At 71.0% G+C, this 17,735-nt stretch carries 31 protein-coding genes and 1 pseudogene; all 32 read right to left on the reverse strand.

Translation table 11 applies throughout. The features are described 5' to 3' along the window. Positions 1-65: 65 nt before the first annotated feature. Entirely contained in the window at positions 66-2,096 is a 2,031-nt protein-coding gene (locus ACZ69Q_RS34155; RefSeq protein WP_471049571.1) for a cell division protein FtsK, read from the reverse strand. Between the two features lie 192 nt (positions 2,097-2,288). Continuing rightward, entirely contained in the window at positions 2,289-2,465 is a 177-nt protein-coding gene (locus ACZ69Q_RS34160) for a DUF6257 family protein (protein ID WP_471049574.1), read from the reverse strand. Next, positions 2,453-2,644, reverse strand: a complete 192-nt coding sequence (locus tag ACZ69Q_RS34165) for a hypothetical protein (protein WP_471049576.1) — start codon at positions 2,642-2,644, stop codon at positions 2,453-2,455. The genes ACZ69Q_RS34160 and ACZ69Q_RS34165 overlap by 13 nt, the downstream gene beginning before the upstream one ends. An 85-nt stretch (positions 2,645-2,729) precedes the next feature. Then, a complete protein-coding gene (locus tag ACZ69Q_RS34170) occupies positions 2,730-3,065 on the reverse strand; it encodes a hypothetical protein (RefSeq protein ID WP_471049578.1) in 336 nt (111 codons plus the stop codon). Next, a complete protein-coding gene (locus ACZ69Q_RS34175; protein WP_471049580.1) occupies positions 3,062-3,235 on the reverse strand; it encodes a hypothetical protein in 174 nt (57 codons plus the stop codon). The genes ACZ69Q_RS34170 and ACZ69Q_RS34175 overlap by 4 nt, the downstream gene beginning before the upstream one ends. Beyond that, positions 3,232-4,431 (reverse strand): hypothetical protein, encoded by a 1,200-nt coding sequence (locus ACZ69Q_RS34180; RefSeq protein WP_471049583.1) that lies wholly within the window; start codon positions 4,429-4,431, stop codon positions 3,232-3,234. Before ACZ69Q_RS34180 ends, ACZ69Q_RS34175 begins: the two co-directional genes overlap by 4 nt. Continuing rightward, entirely contained in the window at positions 4,428-4,946 is a 519-nt protein-coding gene (locus ACZ69Q_RS34185; RefSeq protein WP_471049586.1) for a hypothetical protein, read from the reverse strand. The genes ACZ69Q_RS34180 and ACZ69Q_RS34185 overlap by 4 nt, the downstream gene beginning before the upstream one ends. Positions 4,947-5,049: 103 nt before the next feature. After that, entirely contained in the window at positions 5,050-5,259 is a 210-nt protein-coding gene (locus ACZ69Q_RS34190; protein ID WP_471049588.1) for a hypothetical protein, read from the reverse strand. 50 nt (positions 5,260-5,309) lie between these two features. Then, positions 5,310-5,936 (reverse strand): hypothetical protein, encoded by a 627-nt coding sequence (locus ACZ69Q_RS34195; protein ID WP_471049591.1) that lies wholly within the window; start codon positions 5,934-5,936, stop codon positions 5,310-5,312. A 4-nt stretch (positions 5,937-5,940) separates the two neighbouring features. Then, positions 5,941-7,077 (reverse strand): hypothetical protein, encoded by a 1,137-nt coding sequence (locus tag ACZ69Q_RS34200; RefSeq protein ID WP_471049593.1) that lies wholly within the window; start codon positions 7,075-7,077, stop codon positions 5,941-5,943. Continuing rightward, the gene (locus tag ACZ69Q_RS34205; protein WP_471049596.1) at positions 7,074-7,403 is read right to left on the reverse strand and encodes a hypothetical protein; all 330 of its coding nucleotides are present in this window, start codon (positions 7,401-7,403) and stop codon (positions 7,074-7,076) included. The genes ACZ69Q_RS34200 and ACZ69Q_RS34205 overlap by 4 nt, the downstream gene beginning before the upstream one ends. Beyond that, complete coding sequence (locus tag ACZ69Q_RS34210) at positions 7,403-7,654, reverse strand: DUF6011 domain-containing protein (RefSeq protein WP_471049598.1); 252 nt, start codon at positions 7,652-7,654, stop codon at positions 7,403-7,405. The genes ACZ69Q_RS34205 and ACZ69Q_RS34210 overlap by 1 nt, the downstream gene beginning before the upstream one ends. Positions 7,655-7,692: 38 nt before the next feature. Next, positions 7,693-7,959: a hypothetical protein gene (locus tag ACZ69Q_RS34215; protein ID WP_471049601.1), complete on the reverse strand. Its 267-nt coding sequence runs from the start codon at positions 7,957-7,959 to the stop codon at positions 7,693-7,695. Further along, positions 7,956-8,243 (reverse strand): zinc finger domain-containing protein, encoded by a 288-nt coding sequence (locus ACZ69Q_RS34220; RefSeq protein WP_471049603.1) that lies wholly within the window; start codon positions 8,241-8,243, stop codon positions 7,956-7,958. The genes ACZ69Q_RS34215 and ACZ69Q_RS34220 overlap by 4 nt, the downstream gene beginning before the upstream one ends. Before the next feature lie 27 nt (positions 8,244-8,270). After that, positions 8,271-8,630: a hypothetical protein gene (locus ACZ69Q_RS34225; RefSeq protein WP_471049605.1), complete on the reverse strand. Its 360-nt coding sequence runs from the start codon at positions 8,628-8,630 to the stop codon at positions 8,271-8,273. A 77-nt stretch (positions 8,631-8,707) separates the two neighbouring features. Beyond that, a pseudogene (locus ACZ69Q_RS34230) lies at positions 8,708-9,259 on the reverse strand (DNA-methyltransferase); the annotation flags it as partial. Positions 9,260-9,329: 70 nt separating this feature from the next. Beyond that, entirely contained in the window at positions 9,330-10,223 is an 894-nt protein-coding gene (locus ACZ69Q_RS34235) for a hypothetical protein (RefSeq protein ID WP_471049699.1), read from the reverse strand. Positions 10,224-10,246: 23 nt separating this feature from the next. Beyond that, complete coding sequence (locus ACZ69Q_RS34240; protein WP_471049608.1) at positions 10,247-10,732, reverse strand: hypothetical protein; 486 nt, start codon at positions 10,730-10,732, stop codon at positions 10,247-10,249. Further along, positions 10,729-10,992, reverse strand: coding sequence for a WhiB family transcriptional regulator (locus tag ACZ69Q_RS34245; RefSeq protein WP_471049611.1), 264 nt, complete (start codon positions 10,990-10,992; stop codon positions 10,729-10,731). The genes ACZ69Q_RS34240 and ACZ69Q_RS34245 overlap by 4 nt, the downstream gene beginning before the upstream one ends. Then, positions 10,982-11,305: a hypothetical protein gene (locus tag ACZ69Q_RS34250; RefSeq protein ID WP_471049614.1), complete on the reverse strand. Its 324-nt coding sequence runs from the start codon at positions 11,303-11,305 to the stop codon at positions 10,982-10,984. Before ACZ69Q_RS34250 ends, ACZ69Q_RS34245 begins: the two co-directional genes overlap by 11 nt. A 97-nt stretch (positions 11,306-11,402) precedes the next feature. Continuing rightward, entirely contained in the window at positions 11,403-12,212 is an 810-nt protein-coding gene (locus ACZ69Q_RS34255; RefSeq protein WP_471049615.1) for a phosphoadenosine phosphosulfate reductase, read from the reverse strand. After that, positions 12,209-12,580, reverse strand: coding sequence for a hypothetical protein (locus tag ACZ69Q_RS34260; RefSeq protein ID WP_471049617.1), 372 nt, complete (start codon positions 12,578-12,580; stop codon positions 12,209-12,211). Before ACZ69Q_RS34260 ends, ACZ69Q_RS34255 begins: the two co-directional genes overlap by 4 nt. After that, positions 12,577-13,161 carry a hypothetical protein gene (locus ACZ69Q_RS34265; protein WP_471049618.1) on the reverse strand — a complete coding sequence of 195 codons (585 nt, stop codon included), beginning with the start codon at positions 13,159-13,161 and terminating at the stop codon, positions 12,577-12,579. Before ACZ69Q_RS34265 ends, ACZ69Q_RS34260 begins: the two co-directional genes overlap by 4 nt. After that, the gene (locus ACZ69Q_RS34270) at positions 13,158-13,535 is read right to left on the reverse strand and encodes a hypothetical protein (RefSeq protein WP_471049620.1); all 378 of its coding nucleotides are present in this window, start codon (positions 13,533-13,535) and stop codon (positions 13,158-13,160) included. The genes ACZ69Q_RS34265 and ACZ69Q_RS34270 overlap by 4 nt, the downstream gene beginning before the upstream one ends. Continuing rightward, on the reverse strand, positions 13,532-14,227 hold the full coding sequence (locus tag ACZ69Q_RS34275; protein ID WP_471049621.1) for a 3'-5' exonuclease: 696 nt from the start codon (positions 14,225-14,227) through the stop codon (positions 13,532-13,534). Before ACZ69Q_RS34275 ends, ACZ69Q_RS34270 begins: the two co-directional genes overlap by 4 nt. 117 nt (positions 14,228-14,344) lie before the next feature. After that, positions 14,345-14,569, reverse strand: coding sequence for a hypothetical protein (locus tag ACZ69Q_RS34280; RefSeq protein WP_471049622.1), 225 nt, complete (start codon positions 14,567-14,569; stop codon positions 14,345-14,347). Next, entirely contained in the window at positions 14,566-14,859 is a 294-nt protein-coding gene (locus tag ACZ69Q_RS34285) for a hypothetical protein (RefSeq protein ID WP_471049625.1), read from the reverse strand. The genes ACZ69Q_RS34280 and ACZ69Q_RS34285 overlap by 4 nt, the downstream gene beginning before the upstream one ends. Continuing rightward, a complete protein-coding gene (locus ACZ69Q_RS34290) occupies positions 14,856-15,353 on the reverse strand; it encodes a hypothetical protein (RefSeq protein WP_471049627.1) in 498 nt (165 codons plus the stop codon). Before ACZ69Q_RS34290 ends, ACZ69Q_RS34285 begins: the two co-directional genes overlap by 4 nt. Continuing rightward, complete coding sequence (locus ACZ69Q_RS34295; protein WP_471049629.1) at positions 15,350-16,657, reverse strand: DUF5131 family protein; 1,308 nt, start codon at positions 16,655-16,657, stop codon at positions 15,350-15,352. The genes ACZ69Q_RS34290 and ACZ69Q_RS34295 overlap by 4 nt, the downstream gene beginning before the upstream one ends. Next, the gene (locus ACZ69Q_RS34300; RefSeq protein WP_471049631.1) at positions 16,654-17,010 is read right to left on the reverse strand and encodes a hypothetical protein; all 357 of its coding nucleotides are present in this window, start codon (positions 17,008-17,010) and stop codon (positions 16,654-16,656) included. Before ACZ69Q_RS34300 ends, ACZ69Q_RS34295 begins: the two co-directional genes overlap by 4 nt. An 84-nt stretch (positions 17,011-17,094) precedes the next feature. After that, entirely contained in the window at positions 17,095-17,367 is a 273-nt protein-coding gene (locus tag ACZ69Q_RS34305; RefSeq protein WP_471049632.1) for a hypothetical protein, read from the reverse strand. Continuing rightward, positions 17,364-17,582: a helix-turn-helix domain-containing protein gene (locus tag ACZ69Q_RS34310; RefSeq protein WP_471049635.1), complete on the reverse strand. Its 219-nt coding sequence runs from the start codon at positions 17,580-17,582 to the stop codon at positions 17,364-17,366. The genes ACZ69Q_RS34305 and ACZ69Q_RS34310 overlap by 4 nt, the downstream gene beginning before the upstream one ends. Positions 17,583-17,735: the final 153 nt, after the last annotated feature.

Below are 17,735 nucleotides of genomic sequence, written 5' to 3' on the forward strand. Positions count from 1 at the left end.
GTCATGTACAGGGAGGCGGGCCAGGGAGGCTGTTAGGGAGAACTCCCTGAGATCTTGGTGCCTCCCTACTCGTCGTCGATGTCTGTGGCCTCCTCGGCGAGGCGTTCAAGGATGGCGTCTTGGACGCGGGTGCGGGCGACGACCATGCGGCCGTCGGACTTGTACTGGTGGGCGCCGTAGGGCTCCAGGACCTTCTTGAGGTCGGCGGGGCCCCACTTGCTGTAGGCGTCGGGGTTGCGGGCGGCGAGCCGGTGGAGCAGCTCCTGTACGAGGACGCGGTTGTCGTCGCCGAAGACGGCGTTGACGTCGGCGAGTGGGTCGGCCGGCTCGAAGGTGGGGACCTCCCAGACTCCGTCGTCGTTCTGGTACGCCTTCAGGGCGCGCTCGACGACGGGGGTGACCTCGTCGGTGCCCTTCTCGGGGTCGCGGGCGACGTAGTAGGAGCGGATGACCTCGAAGGGCTTGTTGGTGAAGCCGACGGTGACGGCGGTGCCGATGTCTTCGCCGGGGATGAGGGTGGTGGCGGTGATGCCGGCTTTGTGGCGGCCGGAGCCGAGCAGGCCATCGTTGGCGACGTGGTCGCCGACGGCGAAGGCGACGCGGTGGCTGGTGTTGCGGGTGACGTCGCGCGGGATGCTGTCGGCGGTCGGGGAGACGGTGACCCAGATGAGGGTGATGCCGACCTTGCGGGCCTTCTTCATCACCTTCACGGCCAGCTCGGCGGCCTCCTTGCCGTACTCCTTGTGCATGAACAGCTCGTGGCACTCGTCGAACACGACGACCTTGGGCCGCATCCGCGGGTCTTTGAGGGCTAGTTCGCGTGTGAGCTTGGTGTTCTCGCCGCCGAGGGACTCCAGGAGCTTGCCGCGGTCGGTGACGTCCTGGCGGAGGTTGCGCAGGGCGACCAGGGCGGCGTACAGGTCCTCGTCCTCGTCGCCCTTGACCAGGACGCGCAGGCGGGGCTTGAGCGGGTCGTAGTCGACGTTGTAGGCCATGACGTAGGCCTCGACCTCGACGATCGGGTCGAGGATCGCGCCGAGGAGCAGGGCGATGACCAGGGAGGACTTGCCGGATCCCATGATGCCGCCGACCATCCAGTTGGCGGCCATGAGCTTGCCGATGATGGGCTCGCCGCGCTGGGAGACGGCTACGGGCACGCCCTTGAAGTAGTCGACGGTGCCTTCGGTGAGCAGGGGCCACGGCGGGACCTTGCCGGACAGAGAGCCCTGGTCGGCGACCCACAGGTCGAGGACGCCGGGGTGCTTGGGGGGCTCGGTCGGCCACACCTCGACGGGCTTGCGGAGCAGGTTGTGGGCGAGGACGTTCTTCTTGCCGTTGACCATCTCGACGGTCACGCCCATCGGCAGTTGGAGCTGGGAGTGCCAGCCTGGCCCGGAGCGGGTGGTGGGCTGGGCCCAGCGGGGTTGCCAGCCGTCCTTGATGGCCTTGTTGAGGGGGGCGATGCCGAGGTTGCCGAGGGCACGCAGAATGGCGCCTTCGTCGGGCACGACGTCCCGGGCCTCGGCGTCGACGGGCAGTGCCCAGGTGGGGGCAGCCTTCGCGTGTCGGCCGACTGCCCACACGCCGGCCAGGGCGATCCCGGGCATCGCGTACAGCAGGGGCTCCCAGACGACGCCTGCGATGAACGCGACCCAGCCCACGAACTCGATGACGGTGGCCATGGGGGTGAGCACGTCGCGGACGTCGTGGTTATACCAGGCGAGCATGATGCCGAGCATGAGCAGCACGCCGCTGCCGGCCACGGTGGTCGTGAAGACGGCTTTCGGCAGGTTGAGCGTCATCTGGAGCAGGTCCATGCGCCGCTTGTGGCGGGCGAACCGGTAGGCGTAGGCGCGCTGCTCCCACTTCTGCACCATCTCTTCGTTGCCCGCGGCCTCTGCGATGCGCATGAAGCGTTCGTGGCGGGCTGTGGTGCGGGCGTCCCAGGCGCGGCGGGTGAGTATGCGGGTGCCGCCGGCGATGTAGGCGCCGTGCCGCACGAGCGCCCGGTACGTGCCGTGCTCGCGGGCCTCGACGACGACGCGGCGCAGTGAGTCGATGCGTACCCGGCGGCGGGTGCGCGGCTCGGTGGTCATCTTGGTGACGGTTACGGGCGGGGTGGGCGTACCCGGTGGCTCGGGTACGTCGGGTACGGGTGTACCCGTGGCGGTGTCTGCCGCGGCTACGTGAAGGTCCGTCATGATGTGTGCTCCGGTCGTTCTGCTGGACGGTCCGGGCCACGGGGCGGCCGGTGTACCTGTGCCGGGTACGGCCGCCCCGTGGCGTACCTACTTGCCCTTCTTCTTGCGGCGCAGGGCCTCGTCCTCGATGGCCACGACACGCTGCTTCAGCCTGGTGAGGTTGGCGCGGGGCAGGACCATGCGGGCGGTCAGTGCGGTGATGCGTCGCTTCTCGGCGGGGGTGAAGTCGCCGAAGTCGAGGTCGCCCGGCATCAGCCGTCGCACCGGACGTTCATGAGGACCGTGGTTTCCGGGTGGTAGCCGGCCTCGCGGAGGCTCTGCTGTACCGCTTCCACGGCGCCGTCCTCGTTCGGGCCGGACACGTCACCGTGGATGGTCGGTCCGTAGTCCCCGTTGCAGGCGCGGGTCGTGGTCGCGTGGTCCCACTTGAAGCGCTGTCCCATGACTGGGTTCCTCTCGGGTTGGTGGGCCGGGCTGTCCGGCCCCACCGCACCCCCACGGGCGTGCCGCGGGGGACGGAAGGGCAGGTCAGCGGCCCTTGCGGATGTCGTTCCAGATGGAGCGCAGGACCAGGGCGAGGATCGCGACGGAGAGTCCGCAGATGGCGATGGCGATGGACGCGAACGCGACGCCGAAGCCTCCGACGCACACGGCGCAGGCGATGCCGATCCACTCGCCCGCGCTGCGACGCGGCTTGGCGTGGTCGTGCTGGCAGGCGTGTTGGGCCTGCTGCTGGCTCATGGCCTGCGCCATCGCCTGGCCCATGGCCTGCCCGAGCGCGGCGGCCCGCATCATCTCCAGGCGCTCGGAGTTCTGCGAGGCGGCCGAGGCCGCGTCGAGGGCCTTCTGCACATCCTCGTTCACGGCGTCCGCCTCCCCGCCGAGTGCACCCGGGCGCCGACAGTCAGGCCGAAGCCGAACGCGACGAGGACAGGCTTGGACAGCAGTGCCGCGGCGATGGCCACGATGATCGTCAGCAGCGACGGGTAGAGCAGCAGGACGGCGAGGACAGCACCGAGGAGGATCCACTTCATGTCCGCACCGCCTGTCCGGCGAGCTTCCAGGCGGCCTGTGCCTTGCGGAAGCCTTCTTGGATCTCCTGGGCGCGGGGCTGGCCGACGCGCAGCCGCTCCTTGATGGCGCGAATGGAGGGGAGGTCGCCAGCGAGGAGTTCGTCTTTGAACTGCTCGGCAGCCCAGCCGAGGCCGAGTTGCGTGAGCGGATCTTCCTGCGCCGGGTTGCTCTGCTCGTCGGGTACGTACTCGGCGTGTACCTCGGGCCGGGTAAGCGGCGCCGTCGCGGCGTGTGCGGGCGCCGGCCGCGCGGGCAGGGGGCGGGACACGATCGGCAGCAGGCGCGCGCCGCGGGGTACGGCCTCGGGGATGCCGGGTACGGCTGGGTCGATCTCCGGGTACGTCTCGGGTACGTCGGGTACGCGTTCGACCTCGACCTGCCACGGCGACGGCAGGGCGACGGTCGAGAGAGTGTCGGCGCTGCGGCGGGCGGCGAGGAGTTGCATGAGCGTCTCGCGCTGTGCGGGGTCGGTGGCGACGCCGGAGCGGGCGACCGCGGCGGCGAGCCGGCTGCGTCCCCAGCGCTTCAGGTTCGGGCGGGAGGCGAGGCGGACGGCGCGGGCGGTGGCCCGGTCGCGGGTGATCTGTTCGGCGGTGCGGTCGCGGGCGGCGAGGCCGAGCCACGACAGGAGGCGCTCGCGGAGCTCGCGTGCGATGACCGCGGGCAGGCTGCTGGATGCGCTGCCGGGTTTGGCGTGGCGCAGCTCGATGCCCATGGCGAGGTGCCACAGCAGGGCGGCGAGGATCGGTCCGACGACGGCGCGGACGGTGCCTCCGACGATCCCTGACTCGGAGTAGGCGGGGATGACCTGCACGCCGGTGATGAGCCAGACGAGCATGCCGGGCGTGCCGGGGGCTCCCTGGGTGCGCAGGTTCTGCCGGGCCATGAGCGCGCAGGCGAACAGGGCGAGTTCGGCGGCGGCGAACATCGCGGCCCGCTCGCCGGTCGACACCATGTCGAGGCTGTGCTCGGCGAACCGCCAGGACGTGTCGGCGCTGTAGGCGGTGCAGGCGAGCGCGGCGAGGGAGGCGACGGCGACGGCGGCCGGGGTGCCGCGCAGCGGGCGGAGGGCGAGGACCGTAGCGGCGAGGAGCAGCACGCTGGCGGTGGCGGCGGCGAGCGGGTGGGCGAGCGCCCACGTGGTCGCGGTGGTCACTGGCCGTCACCCCTGCGGATGTCGCCGGCGCCCGTGAAGACACGGAGGGCAGCGTTGGGCGGAGCGTCCGGGAGGGCGACGGGGTGTCCGCCGTGGAGCGCGGCGAGGAGGCGGGCGGCGTGGTACTCGCAGCCGTCGACGCCCCGGTTGTCGGAGTCGAGGATGGTGACGACGGGGCGGCCGGTGCACGGGCTGGTGTCGACGAGGTGTGCAGCCGGGCAGCGCTGCGGGGGCTCGGCGCCGTGGGCGCGGAGCATGAGGCGGAGGGCCTCGCGCAGGGCGGGGACCTGGTCGCTGTCGAGCAGATGTTGGGCGACGCAGATGGCGACGTCGAGGTCGCTGGGGTCGGGGGCCGGGCTGCGGGCGATGAGGCCGGCGGCGGTGTAGGACGGGGCGAGGTTGGTGAGGGCGCGCTGCTGCTGGCCCTTGGCGTAGTCCTCGGCGGCGAGGCGGTGCAGCTCAGCGACGCGCTGGGAACTTGCGGGCGTGTTCGGGCCCGCGACATGATCGGTCATGCCGACACTCCTGCTTGCTCAGGATTGTTCGGTAGAGGGTCGGGCGGTGCGCGCGCCCTCGGGTGTTCCAGCACCCGGGGAGCTACTGTCCGGCCCTCGCTGTCTATGCGGTTGTGTACTTCTTGATCGCGTTGGCCACGGCCGTCCAGCTCATTTCCAGGTCCTTGGCCACGGCGTAGACGCTGCCGAGTTCGTCGGCCCCGTCCTTCAGGGCTTGCGCTCGTCGTCTGCGGGCCTGCTCCGCTTGGTCTTCGAGCTGTTCCAGCAGCTCATCCTCCGCACGAAGACGGTCCCGCCATGGGGGCGTTTCCACCTCTCCGAGGCTATCACATCCCCCCTTACACACAAGGGGGCCTGTGATAATCATGCGGGCTCCGGCTGTGGCTGGTAGTGCAGCAGCAGCAAGAGGTCGGTCTCGCCGCGGTAGACGGTGCGGCACTGGCGGCATCGGATGCTGCTGTGCCCGGCCGTGTGCGTCAGCGTCGCCCCGCACACCGTGCCCTCGTCGTCAGTGACGGCGATGCACTGGCCGATCTCCTTGGGCCGGGGCGGCGGGTCACCGACGACCGACCGCGCCTGAAGCTCCAGGGCCCGCACCTCGCCCGCGAGCTCGCCGGCGGCCGGGAAGTTGGCGGCGATCCACTCCAGCTCCATCCCCAGCCAGCGGCAGTCGGCGGCGAGCCCGGACTGAGGCGGCGCGCTGTGGTGCGGCCAGCGGACGCGCTGCACGTCCACCCGCCACAGGTGCAGGACCTCGCTCGCCCGGACCACGTTGACCGTGTCGAGGACGTCCTCGTCGATGGGCGACTTCGGGCCGGCCGCGCCGCGCGTCGCGACGATCTCGCCCCACCCGGAGCGGCGCGGCACCAGGCACTCGGCAACCTCGGCGTACAGGGTGGGCAGGTCGGCGAGCCGCTTCGCCAGGGAGCGGGCGTCCCAGTTGCACAGGTAGGCGTCGCCGGTCGCGGCGCCACACAGACCACAGGTCATTCAGTCATCCCTCCGTCTCGGTGCCGTGCGGGGTGGCACCGTCGGCGTCGTCCGACCACACGGTGCACACGCCTCGCTTGCCGGGCTCGGTGGTGTGCCACCCGCCGGGATCCGGCCCGTCGTTGACGTCGCGCTCTTCGGGCCACTCAGGCATGCGGCTGGCGTCGTAGTGGCCGACGGTCGCCACGCAGCGGTGGACGGTGCCGGGCTTGAGCGGATCGGTGAGCGTGGCGGTGCAGGTGCTCGTCTCCGCCTGCTGCTCGATGGTGGGCTGCTCGGTGCCGTCGAGGGCGCTGCGCACTGAGTTGGCGGCCCACTTGATCCCGTTCGCCTCGATCACCTCGGCTACCGCGTGCACCCGCTCGATGGCGGCCTGCGCCTCGGCGAGCTGCTCCCACCACGGCCGTTCGACGGTCGGCACAAGGACGCTGCGCCACCGCTCGAACTGCTTGGGCTCGATGTCGGCCGAGCCGTCGTAGTACGACACGGGCCCGTCATGGGTGTCCTTAATCGGGCTGAACGTGGCGAGCACCTCGGCTAGTACGGCGGCGTGTTGGTCGCGGTCACGCTGCACCTCAGCCCTGACCCGGTCGGCCGCGTCCCGCTGTTCCTGGATCGCGTGCCGTTCCGTGGCCATCTCCTGGCGCTGCTCCAGTGCCCGGCGGGCTGCCTCGTTGGCCTGCTGGAGTTCGTCGTACATGACCTGCACGTGCCGCTTGTTCCCGGCCGCCACGGAGCGCGCGGTGTCTGCCTCGCGCACCTCGGCCTCAACGTGCTGCCGCAGCAGGGCTTTCTCGTCGGCCAGCATGGCGCCGCGCTCCAGCCGGGCCAGCATCAGGCGAAGGGCCGTGCGTCGGGCGTCGCGCTGGCCCTCCTCGCTGTCAGCTCCAATGCCGAGGATGTGCAGCGGACTCATGGGCTCGCGGCGGGTGGTGCGTTGGGCGTCCTCGTCGGCGGCCGGGGCCTCGGCCGCCGTGGTGGCGTCAAGGGCGGCGTTCACGGCGTACCAGATGATCGCGTTGCGGTGAATGCGGCTGGCGGGCACCTCGTCGCCGAGGCCGCGAATGTACGCGTACACGGCGTCGTAGGCGGGCTGACGCGCCTCGACGGCCTTCGCGTCCTCGCTCGGGATGGTGCTCACTGCTGCACTCCTCGGCTGTTGATGGTGGTGATCCAGTTCGAGATCACGGCTGCGCACTGGATCAGCTCAATCACCAGCAGCTCGGGGTCCGTCTCGGCGAACGCCTCGGCCACCTCCTCGGCGAGGATGTCCCGCCAGTTGTCGGCGCCCGGCCCGTTGGCCTTGCAGATGGCTCGCATGCGATCGGCCTGCTCGCGGTCGCCGGGGCGGCCGGTGCCGTCGGGGTGACGCTGCTCGCCCCACTTGGCGAGCTGGCGCTGACCTTCGGCGTCGACAGCCTCGGCGAAGTCCCGGACGCCGGGCGTGGTGAAGAGGGTCGGGTACATCAGAGGAGTGCTCCTGTCGGTACGTCGGTGAGGGCCGGGCGGTCGTCGTCCTCGTCGGGAGGGTCGTCGTCCCAGTCGAGGGCGAGTTGGGTGGGCTCGCGTTCGGGTACGGCGCGCGGGTGCGGGCTGGCGGTGGGTATGCGGAGGCGGCGGGGGCGAGGCGTCAGGAGGCGCTGTAGGCGCCTGCGGCAGACGGGCCCGAGGCGGAGCCGCCGGGATTCGTCGTCGCGCAGGAGGCGCCCGCACGCCATGCACGTCGCTGCCTCTGTGGTCGCCCCTCCCCCGCCGGTCACGCCACTGCCTCGCCGTCGGTGCCGTCGATGACGCGGAGGTGCCGGTGTTGGCGGGCGCGGTCGCGGTTGTAGGCGCGCTTGCTCTCGTCGTGTTCGTCGTCGGACTGCCAGCCGTCGAGGGCCGCGTCCAACTGGGCGCGGTGCGCGGCTTGTTCCTCCGGCGTCCACGGACGGACCTCGCGGCGGGCGGCGGCCGGGGGCCGGGCGTGGCCGAAGGTGCCGGTGGGGATGGCCTCGGCCATGAGCCGCTCGTAGGCGTTCACGCGAGGGTCACCTTCGCTTCCTGGATTCGGCGGGGGTGGACGTCGGCGAGTGGGGTGCCGGCCGTGTGGCAGGGGGTGCCGGGGTCGACCTGGCACTCGGGGCAGACGGCGACGGTGAGGGCCCACAGGCTGATGCGGGAGTCGTGCGGCTTCTTGAGCACGCGGCCGTTGACGCGGACGATGCACGACTGGTGCGCGCGGGCGTGGCAGTTGGGGTGCGGGCACGGGACGGAGCGGGCGGGGTGTGCGCGGGCGCGGAAGGCGTGGCGCAGATTCGCGGGCATCGGGGCGCCCTGGTGAAGGCCCACGGCTCACGCCTCCAGCCAGGTGATCGGCCGGGCGTCGGGCGAGTCGGGGTCGGACCAGTCGGCGACCCATTCCCAGGCAGGGTCCTCGTAGAGGTTCTCGGTGTCGGGCCTACGGATGACGGCCATGCGGTGGCTGATCCCGATCGCCCAGTCGGCGGCGTAGGCGCTGCGGTCGTCGGCGAGGTTGCGCAGGCCGCAGAAGACTCGGGCGTGCCGGTTGAAGGCGGCGAGGGCGCGGCGGGTGTCGTGATGTCCGAGCGCGATCATGTCGCCGTCCTCGCCGATGTAGGCGACCTGGATGCCGTAGTGCGTGGCTTCCATCTCCGGGTCGGTGACGATGTCGGGCAGTCGGCTGGTGGTCATGGTCTGGCTCCTGTCGGGTGTGGTGTGATCGGGGTGCCGGCCCGGCGCGATACCAGCGCGCCGGGCCGTGCTGCTGCTCATGCGGTCGCGTCGAAGTCGAGGACTCCCTGCTTGAACCGGTCCTTCGCGAGGTCGTGGTACGCGGGGTTGAGGTCGATGCCGACGTAGCGACGGCCGAGCTGACGGGCCGCGGCGCCCGTGGTGCCGCTGCCGGAGAACGGGTCGAGGACCGTCCCACCCGGGATGCAGCCGGCCTTGATGCAGCGCAGCGGCAGGTCGATGGGGAACACGGCGAAGTGCGCGGCCGGGTAGGGCCTTGTCGGGATCGACCACACGTCGCCGGGGTTGCGGCCGAGCGGGTGCCCGTCGACTCCGGGCTCGCTGCGCTGCGAGGTGGAGTGCGTCTGCGCGGGGAGGACGCCGAGTTTCTGCCGCTCCTTGTGGCCTCGAGGCCTGCGCTGCGGGCGCATGGTGTGTGGCTCGCGGATCGGGTCGAGGTCGAAGCTGTACCTCGAGGCCTTGGCGAAGAGGAACAGGTGCTCGTGCCGCGAGGACAGGCGGTCTTTGATGCTCTCCGGCATGGCGTTCGTCTTGTGCCAGATGATCTCGTTGCGGAGGATCCAGCCGTCGTCCTGATCTGCTCCAGGGCGTCGCCGAGCAGCAGGGTGACCTGATCGTCTTGGTAGTACGGGGGCGTAGTCATGCGCTCTTCCGTTCCTGGTTGTTGGCGTACTGCTGGCAGCCCTCGCACAGGCCGGTCGCGCCGTAGGGCAGCGGGATGGCGCACTCGGAGTCGGCGCACCGGGCGAGAGGTTCGCGGGCGCGGACCGCGGCGAGTGCCGCGTCGCGCGGCTTGCCCGCCTCTCCTGCACCAGTCGATGACTCGTCTTTGTCGGCCTCGCCCGCGCGCGGCTGTGGCTGAGGTGAAAGGCCAGCCATGTTGTGGTCGGGGAGGGGGTCCCTACCGGAGGTAGGGATGTACTGGTAGACCCCCGCCGCGGACGCTGTCCGGACCGCGTCCACGGACGCTTTCCGGGGGCGTCCATGGACGCTGTCCGGATCCGTGCTCGGGGGTTCGGAACCCCCGGTGCGGACGCTGTCCGGACCGCGTCCACGGACGCTGTCCGAGCGGTTTTCCACAGGGTCCGTGTCGCTTTCCACAGCGTCCGTGGACGCGGTCCGGGTGGCTCCGGCGATGCGCTCCGCTTTCGCCTTGGCGTGGGCCTTGCGCTGCCGGGTGTCGGTCATGTGGTGGATGTGCGACGCCCAGTCCAGGCCCTTGCTGCCGATCGGGATGAGCAGTTGGTACATCGCCGAGGCGTTCGGTCGGCGCTTGCGGGCGAGGACTCCCACCCCCAGCAGCACCTTGACCGAGCGGGTGACGGTCTCCTGTGAGCAGCCCGCCAGGGTGGCGAGGGTGTCCCGGCCGGGGAACGCGTTGCTGCCGTCGGCGTCGGCGTAGGTGGCGATCCACATGCCCACGGTCACGACGCGCGCCACTTCTGGGATGCGGCGGCCGACGCGCAGGACCTCGGCCCGGAGGGCGTTGGTCCACGCGTTGCGGACGCTCTGCACGCGGTCGTCTGTGCTCACCTGGATCTCGTCTCTCAGTTCGTTCAGGCGCGGGTGGTGGAGAGGGCGCGGCGTTCGTGGGCGGCGTTGCGCAACTGCCGCCGGTAGAGGGCGTCCTGGCAGGGCGGGCACAGCGGGATGCCGTGCCGCTGGTGCAGGTCGACGCCGCGGGCCTTGCCGCAGTAGCCGGTCCACTCGGCGAGGGCGGACGGGTCGTCGATGGTGTCGTCGTCCCAGGCGCCGACAGGCGCCCATCCCGCCGCGGTGGCCCGCTCCTTGGTGCGGCGGGCGAGGCCGGGGGCGACGCCGCACAGGACCGGGTCGGCGAGGCTGAGCCGGTCGTAGAGCGCGGCGACCGTGCGGGCCGTGGACACCGGCACGGCGGCCGTGTTCATCAGCCAGGCAATGGCGCTGATCGTGAGGCCGGTTTCGTGGGCGAGGCGGCGCAGCGGCCAGCCCGCGACGGACAGGGCCTGCACGCGGCGGCGTGTGCCCGCCGCGTGCACAGTCGGCTCCGGGCGGGCCGTCACGCCGCTGCCTCCTCGATGGTCTGGGCGGCCGCGTCGGCGCGCTCCCTCGGGGGCTTGGCGGCCCACAGGCCGAAGCGGTGGGAGTGCGCGACGGTGCCCTCGAACGACTCGGCGTAGGCGTCGCATTGGGTCTGGACGGGGCAGGTGCGGCAGATCGTCCGGGCGTCGGTGTAGCCGCCGCCGGGGCCGTCCTTGTGCCACAGGTCGGGGTCGACCTGGGCGCACAGCGCGGCGTCCATCCACGTGAGGTCACGACGCATCGCGGTGCTCTCCCTTCTGGTTGTCGCGGACGGCATCCCGCAGCCGGTCGCTTCCGGCAGCCATCGGGTCCGGTCCGGGCGGCGGGCCGAGCTCCTCGAAGAGGTGCGCCAGCCGGGCGAAGTAGGCGTCGAGGTGCGCGTCCAGCTCCTGCATGAGGCGCAGCGAGTCGGGGCCCTCGTAGCTGTCGCGGGCGGCGTCGATGATCCGGTCCCGCTCAAGGGGCTCGCGCAGCGCGCGGCGTACCTGCCACGCGCAGACGAGGGCGCCGACGATGCCGATGATCAGGAGGACAACGGCCCTTTCGGTGTTCATGTGCGCCTCCGGGCGGGCCGGATGATGAGGGCGAACGCGACGGCGGCGATGCCGACGGTGAAGCCGAGGCAGGCGAGGACCACGGCGGCAGCGGTGCTCACGTCATGCACCACCCGGAGTCGCACAGGCCGTCGGCCTCGTCGAACATGGGCAGTAGGTCGACGCCGTCCGGGATCGCCTCGCGCAGCGGCTTGTTGAAGCGGGTCAGGTAGACGTGGTCCTTGCCGAGTTCGTCGCGGCGTTCGTTGAGGAGTTCCTCGAGCTGGCAGGACTTCTCGAACAGCTCGGGCTCGTTGCGGCGTTGGTCGTGCCAGGTCTCTGGCCGGTGGAACGGGCAGAAGAAACACGATGACTTCGGCGGGACGGGCAGGCCGGCTTTGCGGATGATGCGGGCGCAGTCGGTGCGGCGGAGGCCGAGGTCGAGCAACGGGTACGTGATGACCTCGTGCGGCTCGACCTTCCCGCTGTTCGCCCGGTGGATCTCGTCGACGCTGATGCCGATGCCGATTGTCGCCGGGCTTTCCTCTGTCGCTCCGCGGCGCTTCAGTTCCCGGCCAACGACTTCGATCTTGTAGGTGGCGGTGCATGACCTGGTGCCCGGGGCCCCGTTGGACATGCGAACGGGAATCTTCAGCGACTTGGAGCCCTCGCGGGTGAGGTCCTCCCACAGAGTCCGCTTCTCGCCGGTGCGCTGCATGACGCGGTCGAGCACCACGAGTTCGATGCCGTGGTCGGCAGCGAACGGGCGGGCGTACTCATCGAGGTAGCGCAGGGTGCCGGGGTTCTCGGAGTCGTCACCGACGTTGGCCATGAGGAACAGCGGGAAGTCGATGCGCTTCTGGGCCGCGAGGACGAGCAGCGCGGTGGACTGGACGCCGCCGCCGTAGCTGACGGATCGCAGGGTCATGCCGCACTTCCGTTCCGGTATGCCGCGGTGCCGATCCAGGTGCGGCAGAGTGAGCGGTGGACGGTGGCCCTCTTGGACTGGGCGACGCCGGCCGCTTCGATGACGCCTCGGCGGGCGGCCGACCCGAACGCCGGGCCCCACTGGTTGGGGTTCTCGGGCTCGTCGACCAGGCCCTCGGCGATGAGGTCGGCGGCCTGGAACTCGACGCCGCGCCGGGCCATGAGCTCGATCGCGGCGGCGCACGCGTCGGCCCACGAGATGGGCGTGTTCGCCTCAGCGAGTGCCATGCCGTCGGCCTTCGCCGCCTCGCCGGCGGCGGGGTTGATGACGCCCTGCACGGGCTCGGGGAACTGGAGCTGCTCGGTCACGATGCGGTCTCCCTTCCGCAGGCGCAGACGACGCGGCCGTCGCGTGCGGTGAGTTGGCGCCAGCGGTGGAACGGGCAGGGCTCGACGAGGGCCTGGCCGGTGGGGTGCTGGACGATGGCGTAGCGGGGGTTGTACGGGCCGCCCATGGCGCGCAAGGGGTGCACGTCCTGGCAGGCGAGGCAGCGGCCGGCGCGCCCGCCGGGGAGTTCCTCGTACAGGCGGTCGCTGCGGGAGGCGGGGCAGTTCTTCGGCGGGTTGATGTCGCGCGGGCTGAAGACGAGTTCACGTCCGGCCGGGCCGTTGGTCTCCTGGCCGGCTCCGACGGACTTGCCGTCGCACATGCCGCAGACGAGGTCTCCGGCCGGCGGGGTGTCGCAGGACAGGAAGCCGCCCTGGACGTGGCCGGTGCACCAGAAGCTGTAGACGACGCGGCCGTTGCCGTAGCGGACGCCGGTGCGGGGCCGGTGCCAGCGGGTCATGCCGCGGGTGCGCACGAACCTCGGTCCCTCGAGGAGCGCCTCGGCGCCGACGAGGAACCGGCCGGGGGTGCCAGTGACGGGCGGCAGCAGTGCGACGGTCACAGCGCACCCCGCAAGCCAGCCGCCAACTGCTCGTCGCTACCGCGGTCGAAGAGGTCGTTGAAGTCGATGAACCCGGTGGCCTCTTCGGTCTCGCGGGCGGTGCTCCAGTCGCGGGCGCAGAACCAGATGACGGGCGGCTCTTCCTGGTCCCAGGGCTGCTGCTCGCGGACGTAGCGGAAGACGATGCGCGTCTGCCCGCACTGCGCGCAGACGCCTTCGTGCGCGGTGCCGAGGCGCAGCAAGATCTCCTGCCTGTCCAGCTCGGCCTGTACCGCGGCCCACGACGTCCCGCACCCGGCGCAGTCACCAGGCTGAGCAAGGGAGCCGAGCGGCGGCTGAATGGGGAAGGAGTGCTTGCAGAGCGAGATCTTCATCGCTGCCCCCCGTTCAGGCGCGGCATGGGGTCTCCGGCCATGACGGCGAGCTGCTCGTCGGTGGCCGCGTACATGGCACCCGGGACGGTGATGCGGTCCCACAGGTCGCGGACCCAGCGGGCGTCGGGCAGCGCGGTGTGCCCGACGTCGGGGGCCGGGGGCTCGACCTCGACCAGACGGGAGACGGTGTAGGACCGCCACGGCCAGCCGACCGCTGCGGTGATCCGGGGGAACCACGCGGCGACGCCGTGGCGGGCACGCTCAGCGGCCCGCCCGTACAGCGACCCGGCGGCGAGGGTGACGACGTCGAGGGTGCGATAGTGCCACGGCCGGGGCTGCGCGAAATACCTGCCGAGCAGGTGGGTCAGCATCTCGGCGTCAAACGCTGGGTTCGAGCCGATGAGGACGGCGCCGTCGAGGAGATCGTTGAGGCAGCGGGCGACGGTCTCTCGGTCGTCCCACACCCAGGACGGGTCAGAGGTCCGCTCGTAGTAGTGGTTCATGACCAGGGACTCGGAGTCCGCGTTCGTCAGGTCCGGCTCGACGCGGAAGGTGTGCTCTTCGTCCTGGCCGTCGACGCGGAGGATGACCGCGATCTCCCACACGTCGTGCAGGAACGGGTCGAGGCCGGTCGTCTCCGTGTCGACGAATGCCAGTAGCCTCGGCGGTTTCGTGGGTCGGGTGTTGCTCATGGTGCTCGCTTTCGGGTGTGGGGTGCCGGGCCCCGCCCGCCCTGGGGGAAGTCACGGGCGGGGCCTCGGCTGGCCGCGGAGCCCTGAACGGGGGGCTCAGCGCGGCCCTTCAGGTGGTCAGTGGCTGCGGATGGTCCGGCTTGCTCGGTGCCGGCCGTGCTGCGGGACGGGCTCGTCGTGCGCGTCCGGCGGGACGTGCCCGTGCCGCGCCCAGTGCGGGAGGTGCTGCTGCCGCATGTGGCTGGCGGCCCGGGTCAGCAGGTCCGGCACGTCGACGATCACGAAGGCCAGGAACACGGCCCACACGGTGGCGGCCCACAGCAGGACCTCGGTGACGCTCATGCGCTGTCGCCCTTCCTGGTGGTCTGGCAGTCGTGCTTTCCGGCGAGCGCGATGAGGTCGAGCAGGGTGTGCGGGCCGACGCCTTGGATCAGGCAGCCGCGCAGCGCGCACCGCAGCTCGGTCGCGGGGCAGTCGCTGCCGTCGCTGGTCGTGAACACGGGGGTGAAGTCCCGGAGTCGGCCGGTGAGGGCGGCGTCGTAGTCGGCGAGCGTCCGGGCGACCGAGGCGGCCGGGTCGTCGTCGCGGCGGTGATGCCGACGAAGGGCGAGCTCGATCACGTCGCGGCTCATCGCTGCACCTCCGGGAGGTCCCGGCCCACACGCCATTCACGGTGCAGCGGGCTGTCGTGCGGGTCCTCCAGGGCGGCGCGCTGCCCGGCAAGGAGGCTGCGCAGCTTCCGCACCTGCGGCGTCACCTCCGCGCACTTGCAGGCGCACGGGCAGCGGTCGCAGTCCTGGCACACTTCGTGCGGACAGTGACCGCAGTTGAGGCGCCGGTTCAGCGGGATCCCGCAGCCGGTGTGCGTCTCGTCCCGCGAGGTGGCCTCAGCCTTGTCGGTCAGCGTGTACGCGATCGGGTCCTCGTCGACCGTGCGGTCCCTCGCAACGAGTTGCGCCTCCAGCTCGTTGACCCGATCCCGCAGCCGCTTCAGCTCGGCCACGGTCTCCGGTGTCAGGAGCATCTGCTCGGAGTCGAGCGCGAGGGCGATGCCGGTGGCCGTCCGGTTCTGGGTGAGCGCGGTGTGGATGACGTCCGCCGCGGTGTTCACAGCCTTGGTGTTCATGCCGACACCGCCCTTGGGAATTCGTCCCAGGTCCGGCCGTCGAGCTCGCGGCCGGCCGCCTTCTTTCCGACACGCGCCAGCTCGACGCGGTGACCGAGTTCGTCGACGGGATCACCGGCAAGGAGCGTGCCCTTGCTGGTGCCGCCGATGACGAGGTAGCCGGTGGGCGCGTACTCGCCCCACTGCTTGAAGAAGAACGGGACGTCCGCCGCGGTGCACTGATCCCGGAGGGAGGTGGCCCACTGGGGCGCCATTGGGCGGGCGGCGGGGCCGGACTCGCCGCCGGTGATGACCCAGTCGATGCCGCGGGCGCGGACCCGGTCGCCCGATCCGAACGACGTGTACGCGAACTCACGGTTCGGGTCGCCGTCGAGGACCAGGCGTCCGATGTTGTTCCACGCGTGGACGTACCGGCCGGTGATGAGCGGCGGGTTGTGGCCGAAGCCGTCCTCCATACGGAGCGTGGCGCCAAAGGGGGGCGCGCCCTGCTGGTGCATGTCGCGGATCCAGGACCGGGGGCCCCGCCCGTAGTCGGCACTCCAGAAGTCCTCGATGCTGGTGCGGACCTGAGTGGGCACCCAGTCCGGCCACGCCCACTCAGACCACGTGGCCGGCGCCTGGTCGGCGGGGACCGGTGAGATGGGCGGCATCCACTGCGTGAGGTCGACCGGGCCGAGCAGCGGCTCGCACGAGAGGAATCGGACTGCGGCCGGCGTCTCCAGCAGGGCCGGGATGCGGAGGTCGGCGTACTTCTGGTTCTCGACGCTCGTGCCGATCCACACGTTCGGCAGCGGCCACCCGCTGCGGTGGTAGATGCCGTGCTCCAGGCCCGGCACGTAGGTCGGGCTGTGCGAGGTTGCGGCCCACTCCATCGCGGACCGGAAGTGCTCACCGGGCGGGTGGCCCGTTCCGCAGCGGCACAGGTCGGTGAGGATCCGTGCCGCCCGGTCCGGGCGCTTGGTCAGGATCTGGTACGTGTGCTGCGGCGTGGCGGCCATGACGGCGAACACCCGCACCAGGAACTCGCGCGGCATGCGGGCGTGGAACAGGTCGCTCATGCTGTTCACGAAGACGCGGCGCGGCTTCTTCCAGCGCAGCGGCTCGGTCAGGGAGTCGGGGTGGACGGTGAGTCCGAAGCCCGGTCCCGACGTGCGTGGGTCGCCGTCGTTCTGGTACTTGGCCTGGCCCATGCCCTTGAGGCGCTTGGCCATGGTCAGGGCGTAGCAGATGTCGCAGCCGGGGCTGATCCGGTCGCATCCCGTCGTGGGGTTCCAGACCTCGTCGGTCCACTCAATGCGCGTCACGCGGGCACCTCGTCGCGGTCGCGCTCCGCCTTCAGGCGGGCGATCTCCTCACGGGCGGCGGCGAGTTCTTCTTCCGCGTTCCTCTGCCGGTCAGCGGACTCAACGATGCCGTCGCGCCAGCGCTGGACGCCGGCGAGGACGCGCTCGGCGATGGCCACCTGATCGGCGGTCGGGGTGTCCCGGCTGAACATCAGCGTCACCGAGTGACCGCCCCCCATACCCGCGGGGTCGATGTACAGCGATCCGAGGGGCGGCGCTGCCGAGCGAACCTCGGCGTTGGGGGCCCAGAAGACGGTGATCTGGGTGGCCGCGGCCGTGCGACGGCTGGCCTCTTGGGTAGTCTCAGTGGTCACGGTGACCTGCTTTCTGGTTGGTAGGTACGCCGGTCGGGGGTCGCCGAGCTGGGGAGTTGGGCGGCCCTTCGGCGCGTCAGGGGTTCAGGCGGAGGCGGCGGCCGGGCCGGTGTACGGCTCCCTGGCGCCGAGCTCGCTGTTGCGGCGCAGGTCCTCGGCGGTGAACGTCAGGCGCCCGCCGTCGGTGTGGCAGAACAGTTCGCGCCGGTAGCAGCGCTCCTTCAGGACGCGGACGCTGGTGTAGGGCAGCAGCTTCAGTGCGACGACCTCTTCGGGGGTCCACCGGCGGAATTCGGCCTCGCCCGTTCCCGGGCTGGTGGGGGTGGGCCTGCGCGTCTTCGTGGCCTTGGCGGTCACGGCGTCTTCTCCTCGTCGGTGATGAGGTCCTCCGGAACGCGGAGGGCGGTGGCGATCTCATGGACCGGACCAGGGCCGACGTCCTGGATGTGTCCCCTCTCGATGCGCGAGAGGTGGCCGCGATTCAAGCCGGTCCGAGCTTCAAGCTCAGGAAGGCTCATCTTCCGGGCGACACGAATGGCTCTGATCAGCGATCCTCTGGGCTTCACGCTCACTATCTGAGCACATGTAGGCTCCAGGCACAACCACTCTGCCTACGCTTTCAGCACGGAATCTGAGCTTCATGCTCAGTTAAGTGTGGGGCAGAGGTGGCGAGATGCAACCGGAACCAGGCAAAGTGCCCATTAATGCGCAGGTCAAGACGCCGA

This window comes from Streptomyces sp. NPDC036764 (assembly GCF_055609385.1).